The 6359-nt window shown below is 59.6% G+C and carries 6 protein-coding genes; 2 read left to right on the top strand and 4 right to left on the bottom strand.

What is annotated here, in order from left to right; translation table 11 throughout:
* Positions 1–8: 8 nt before the first annotated feature.
* The 3 genes from LCM4573_RS14885 to LCM4573_RS14895 are packed head-to-tail and all read right to left on the bottom strand — an operon-like array spanning position 9 to position 2842.
* On the bottom strand, positions 9–1085 hold the full coding sequence (locus tag LCM4573_RS14885; RefSeq protein WP_071007170.1) for an ABC transporter substrate-binding protein: 1077 nt from the start codon (positions 1083–1085) through the stop codon (positions 9–11).
* 24 nt (positions 1086–1109) lie between these two features.
* Positions 1110–1913 carry an ABC transporter permease gene (locus LCM4573_RS14890; RefSeq protein ID WP_071007171.1) on the bottom strand — a complete coding sequence of 268 codons (804 nt, stop codon included), beginning with the start codon at positions 1911–1913 and terminating at the stop codon, positions 1110–1112.
* A complete protein-coding gene (locus LCM4573_RS14895; RefSeq protein ID WP_071007172.1) occupies positions 1910–2842 on the bottom strand; it encodes an ABC transporter permease in 933 nt (310 codons plus the stop codon). The genes LCM4573_RS14890 and LCM4573_RS14895 overlap by 4 nt, the downstream gene beginning before the upstream one ends.
* Positions 2843–3274: 432 nt before the next feature.
* Between LCM4573_RS14895 and LCM4573_RS14900 the strand changes: the two genes are divergently transcribed.
* Entirely contained in the window at positions 3275–4477 is a 1203-nt protein-coding gene (locus tag LCM4573_RS14900) for a pyridoxal phosphate-dependent aminotransferase (RefSeq protein ID WP_071007173.1), read from the top strand.
* A gap of 10 nt (positions 4478–4487) precedes the next feature.
* Positions 4488–5180 carry an SDR family NAD(P)-dependent oxidoreductase gene (locus LCM4573_RS14905; RefSeq protein ID WP_071007174.1) on the top strand — a complete coding sequence of 231 codons (693 nt, stop codon included), beginning with the start codon at positions 4488–4490 and terminating at the stop codon, positions 5178–5180.
* Here LCM4573_RS14905 and LCM4573_RS14910 read toward each other — a convergent pair.
* Entirely contained in the window at positions 5152–6102 is a 951-nt protein-coding gene (locus LCM4573_RS14910; RefSeq protein ID WP_071007175.1) for a LysR substrate-binding domain-containing protein, read from the bottom strand. The two genes, LCM4573_RS14905 and LCM4573_RS14910, sit on opposite strands and share 29 nt — an antisense overlap.
* Between the last annotated feature and the right edge of the window lie 257 nt (positions 6103–6359).

Genomic DNA, 6359 nt, shown 5'->3' on the forward strand with positions numbered 1-6359 from the left:
TCAGCTCCTCACCCGTTGAAGGTCTGGTTATACTTTTCCAGCCACTCGGCACGGCGCGGGATGATGTACTTCCAATCTGGCGTGAACAGGTTGAGCGATTCCATCTTCTGCTCGGGATAGGCCAGAAACTTCGCCGTATCCTCGCCAAATTCGATGCCGTTCACCGAAGGAGCGCTGAGCGTCGCCTCCGCCAGCATCTTTTGTACGCCCGGGTCAAGAAGACGATTGATATAGGCGAGAGCCAGGTCGCGATGCGGCCCGCCCTTGACGAGCGCAATCGAATTGATGCCGGTAAACGCACCTTCCTTCGGGAAGGTCATGTCGAGGGGCACGCCCTTCCTGGTATGCGGATAGACGGCCTTCGAATATTCGATGCCGCCGAAATCCGCCTGCCCCTGCGCCACCATCATCGTCTGGGCTTCGGCGTCGTAGATCGATAGTACGTTCGGCTTCAGCTCGGCGAGCTTGGCCCATCCTGCATCCGTGTCGTACTGCGCCTCCTTGAGCGGCTTTCCGCTTGCGAGTGCGGCAGCCACCATCAGCATGAGCACGCTCTGGGTATTCTTCGGCGTGTTGAGCAGCATGCGCCGGGCATACTTCTTGTCGAACATCTGCTCGTAGCTCTCGAAAGGCTTGCCGGTTTGCGGGTTGTAGAACAGACCGGCGATCGAGATCGCGAAGCCGACGCCGAAATTGTCTTCGAACAGATAGCGCGAATAGACGTTCTTGAGGTTCGGGATCTCGTCCATCGGAAGCTGCTCGATCAGGCCTTCCTCCTTGGCCTGCGGAACGCCGACATCGTCCATCGACATGACGCTGTATTGCGGATTGTCGCGGGTGGCACGCAAGGTCGCGATATTGGCGAGCGTCGCGCCCTCGGTCGTCAGGACCCGGCACTTGTATTCCTTTTCGAAGGCCGGGATTACCTCCTTCTTGATCAGCCCGCCCTGAGCGGAATTGTAGACGCCAACATACATGGTGCGGTCCTGGGCAGACGCCGCGGTGTAGAAGTATGGCGTTGCGAGYACTCCGGCGGTGACCGTCAGGAAACTGCGCCGCTTCATGATAATGGGCTTATTCGTCATTTCGGTACCCCTCTTGTTGTTGAGTTACATTGCCATTGCCCGGCGGAGGCCTACGAGCCTGTCGAGGATGAGCACGACGGCGACCGCAAGAATGATGATGATGGTGGACATGGTCGCGACCGACGGATCGAACACGGTGCCGATCTGCCGGTAGAGGACGATCGGCACGGGCAGATTGGCGGAGTCGGCCAGCCACATCGAAACGGGATAGTTGTCGAACGACACCATGAAGCAGAAGATCGACCCGGAGGCGACGCCAGGCGCGATCTGCGGGAAGATCACGCGGGTGAAGGTCTTCCAATGCGTCGCTCCAAGCGTTCTTGCGGCCTCTTCCAAGCTCGGGTTGACGAGCTGCAGGCTGGTCAGAACCGTGCGCACGACATAGGGCGACGTCACCACCGTATGCGCGATCAGGAGCTTCAGCTTGGTATCCATCCAGCCGTAGCTGGAAAAGAGCTGGAGGAGCGCCAGACCGGTCACCAGAACGGGAAAGATCAGCGGCGAGAGCATCAGCCCCTTGAGGAGCGAGCGGCCCAGGAATTGCCCGCGGGTGAGAGCGAAGGCAGCCGGAACGCCGAGCGAAACGGAAAGGATCGTCGTCGAAACCGCCAGAACTGCGCTGAAAGTCAGACCCGAGGTGAATTCCTCGTTCTGCATTACCGTCGCATACCAGCGAAGGGTGAACCCCTCCGGCGGAAAGGTCACGAAATAGCTATCCGAAAAGGAGATCGTAATGACGAGGACGATCGGTGCGAGAATGAAGATCATCATCGCCGCTGTGATCRCATAAAGCAGGGCGGCGGACGTGCCGGTCAGAGTGTTGTTCATTGCGCGCCTGCCTTGATCCGATGTCCGCCGAGAAGTTTCATGGAGATGGCGTTGATAAGGATGACGATGAAGATCAGGATCGTTGCGATCGTGGCGCCGAACGGCCAGTCGTAAACCGCGAGCACCTGCTGCTCGACCATGTTTCCGAGCATCTGCGAGCCCGGCCCGCCGATCAGGGCGGGAATGACGTAAGATGCGGACGCAAGGGAGAAGACCAGGGTGAAGCCGGCCACCAGACCCGGCAGGCTGAGCGGAAAAGTGATCCGGAGGAACACTTTCCAGGCAGGCGCCCCAAGCGTGCGGGCGGCCTGCTGGAGGTTAGGGTCGATCTTTCCGAGCGCCGATGAAAGCGGGAGCACCATCATCGGGAAGAAGATGTGCAGCGAGCCGATGATGACCGCGGCGTCCGAGAAGAGCAGCGCCAGCGGGCTCTCGGTGATCCCGAGATTCATCAGCATATAGTTGAGCAGGCCTGTCGGGCCGTTACCCAGGATGAGCTGCCATCCATAGGCTCGCACGACGACGCTGACGGCGAGCGGCGCAATAACGATGAGCGTTATGATCCGCGTGGTGATGATATTGCCCCTGACCAGCACCGTCGCCACCGGGTAGGCCAGGATGGCGGCGAGGACGGAGGTTATCAAGCTGATCCGGATCGTCGCCCAAAGCACTTTCCGATAGAGATCGACTTCGAAGAAGCGGATGTAATGGGCAAGGGTGAAYGGCGTTCCGATCACGCCCTTGATATCCTGCGTCATGACGCTGAAGACCATCAGGCGGATGGCAGGAATGAAGAAGAAGATCAGCAGGAAGATCAGCAGCGGCAGGATGAGCATGCCGGGCGCGAAGAGCCTGCGCTCGATTGCCCTCCAGCCGGAAAGCTCGGAGTGGAGCCGGCCATCCTGTTTCATGATTGCAATATCCGACATCTATACTCCCGTCGCGCTGAATACGGCATGAATCATCGCAGTGAGCCGAGCAGCGAACTACCCGTACCCWGGAATTCGATTTTGCTGGATGCACTCCCTAACAAGGCAGACCTCGGCAATTGYCGATGCTGATCGCCTTTATTTCGCGGTTGTTGCCGATTGCCTCTTGAGGGCAGATTTATCGGCAATTCGTTCCCTTTTATCTTGGAGCGAGCTTAGGACTGCAGTTGTCTGGCTGCATAATATTTTCTTCTTCTGATGCCATCCAATACGCTTATGGACTTCGCCCGCGGTCCGAGGCGGCTCATTGAAATCTCCTATGACCTCACATCGAACTCGTATTGGGGAGCGGTGAAAAATTCCCGTAACCTCCCGCCATGGTCCGGCACCGGCCGGATGCCCGACCTTCACCGCCACAAACCGGAAACAATCATGCCTGCGATAGCCCAACGCCTTAGCAATGTTACTGTGTCAGCCTCGGTCGCCATGACCCAGAAAGCCCGTGATCTCGCGGCGGAGGGTATAAAGGTCATCAGTCTTTCCACCGGCGAGCCGGATTTTCCCACGCCTGCCCATGCGGTCGAGGCCGCCCATGCGGCAGCGCTTGCGGGAGACACCAAGTACCCGCCCGTCGACGGCACGCCCGCCTTGAGAGCCGCCATCCAGCGCAAGTTCAGGCGCGACAACCGCCTGGACTACGATCCGAGCCAGATCATCGTCGCGGGTGGCGGCAAGCAGATCATCTTCAACGCCATTATGGCGACCTGCGACCCAGGTGACGAAGTGGTCATCCCCGCTCCGTCCTGGATCAGCTATGCGGATATCGTGAAGTTCGCAGGCGGCGTGCCGGTGCCGGTCAACTGCCCGCAAAACAACGGCTTCAAGCTGCGCGCCGAGGACCTCGAAGCGGCCATCACGCCGAAGACGAAGTGGCTGCTGCTCAATTTCCCCAACAACCCGACGGGCGCTGCTTGCTCGCGTGCGGAGATGAAGGCGATCGCAGACGTCATGCTGCGCCATCCGCACGTCTGGATCATGACAGACGATATCTATGAGCACCTGATCTACGACGACTTCGAATTCTGCACCATCGCGGAGGTGGAACTGCGACTCTATGAGCGGGTCCTCACCGTCAACGGCGTCTCCAAGGCCTATGCCATGACCGGCTGGAGGCTTGGCTTCTGCGGCGGGCCGAAGGATCTCATCAAGGCCATCGGCAACGTCAATACCCAGAACAGCGGCGGCATCGCGACCGTTGCGCAGGCCGCGGCCGTCGCGGTTCTCGACGGCCCGCAGGATCTGCTCAAGGAGCGCGCCGATATCTACAAGACGCGCCGCGATTTCGTTCTTGCCCGCCTGTCGGAAATCGACGGCATCCGCTGCCATAAGCCGGAAGGTGCATTCTACGTCTTCCCGAACATCGCCGACCTGATCGGCAAGACGACGAGAGGCGGCAGGAAGATCGAGAACGATACGGATTTCGTGATGGCGCTGGTTGCCGAGCATCACGTCACCACCGTTCAGGGCGCAGCCTACGGCATGAGCCCCTTCTTCCGCATTTCCTATGCGACGAGCATGGAAAATCTGGCGGAAGGCTGCGCGCGCATCGCCGAATTTTGCAACGGCATGAAGTGAGGAGGAGAGCATGTTGGGAGGAAATGGCCGCGTCGTGATGGTTTCGGGCGCTTCGCGGGGTCTCGGCCTCGCGATCACCAGCAGACTGCTCGACGCAGGATTCACAGTGGCGGCGGGCGTGCGAAATCCCGCATCTATCGAAGCCCGCGATCGCCTCTTAGTGGATCGCTACGATGCGGAAGAAGCCGGATCGGGCGAGGCATGGGCCGCGGCCGTAGCCGAAAGATGCGGGCGCATCGACGCCCTGGTGAATTGCGCCGGGATCAATCCCAAGGTGCGCGTCATGGATGAAGGCGAAGATAGTCTCGACAAGATGTGGCGGATCAACGTGAAGGGTCCGCTGCGGGTGACGCGCGCTGCCCTGCCGCATCTGATCAGAACCGGCCAGGGCAGGGTCATCAACGTGGCTTCGCTTGCCGGACGCCGGGTCGGCTCGAATGTCGGCTACGCCATGACGAAGTTCGCGGTGGTCGCGCTGACACACGGCATCCGGCAGGAATGCTGGGACAGCGGCGTACGGGCGACGGCGCTGTGCCCGGGATATATCGCAACCGACATGACGGTCGGAGAAACCGAGGTCACCCGTGAGGAGATGACCCAGCCGGAGGACCTCGCTGAAATGGTCGAGGTTCTTCTTCGCCTGCCCAATAATCTCTCGGTTGCCGAGCTTCTCGTCAATTGCAGAAAGGAATCGATGCTTTAGACGGCAGCAATAGCCGCTCTTTCAGCGTTTCCGCCAGTTCCAGCAGGATATCCTTCACCGCCACCGCCGGCTCCGAAAGCGGTGTCGTATCAGACACGCAGAACGACAGCACTTCCTCGATCATCGGACTGGCGATCTGCCGGACGACGATGTTCTGATTTGATTCCGCCACGATGCGGTTTGCGATCGCCTTCGGGGTGATCGTCGCGCCGAGCGCGGCATCCACCCCGCGGGCGATCGTCCTTACAGATTCAAGCTCGGCGACGACGATCAGGTCTTTCCGGCTGCGCGTGAAGGCGAGATCGATCGCCCTGCGGACGAAATTGTAAGCGGGCGGCAAAAGGAAAGGCAGGGATGCCAGTTCGGCAACCCCGATCGGCGCGCTGTCAGCCTTCACCCCGAAGCTCTCATGCACCACGAGGACGAATTCCTCGCGCAGCAAAGGCTCGTACTTCACGCCCCGTATGGGACCGCTACCGTGAATGAGCCCCATTTCGAGGCGCCCGTTCATGATCATCTGGCTGTAGGGCTGGCTGACGCTTTCAGTGATGTGAAGCAGAATCCCCGGATGACGGCGCTTCGTCTCCTCCATCAGGCGCAGCGCAAGCGTGGCGGCGCTGCTGAACGGCGCTAACCCCACGGAAACGCGGCCCGAAAGAACCGCCCCAGCTTCAAGCRCTTCCGCCTGGGCCTGTTCCATCTGCCTCAGGATGACCTGGGCATGCCGGTAGACGACCCTTCCGGCATCCGTCATGACGACGCCCTGCTGGCTTCGGGTCAGAAGCTTTTGCCGGAAGTGCTCCTCGATGCTCGCAAGCTGCTGGCTGAGCGCCGGCTGCGCGATATGCAGAACATCCGCCGCTCGGGTGATGCTCCCCATATCGACGATCGTGATGAACGATTTCAGGCGCCTGATATCCATATGCGTCGACTATTCCCTTTTTCTGGGGCGATAAAGACGGCAATTTCTTGAAAATGTCTATGCGACATTCCCTTTCTGGCAGCCAGGCGTCTACTTCGCTTCCTAACACCGTGGTATAAATGGGTATTTGTCGTGACGTGCCCCCGTTAAATTAGGCCATTTAGAACTGGAATTTTCCACTTATGATCCCCGCGGGGAAGAAGAGGAGAATTCGATGAAGGCCTCGAAGTTTTCGGAAGCGCAGATCGCATTCGTTT

It is taken from the genome of Rhizobium sp. LCM 4573 (genome assembly GCF_001854865.1).
GTDB lineage: Bacteria > Pseudomonadota > Alphaproteobacteria > Rhizobiales > Rhizobiaceae > Neorhizobium.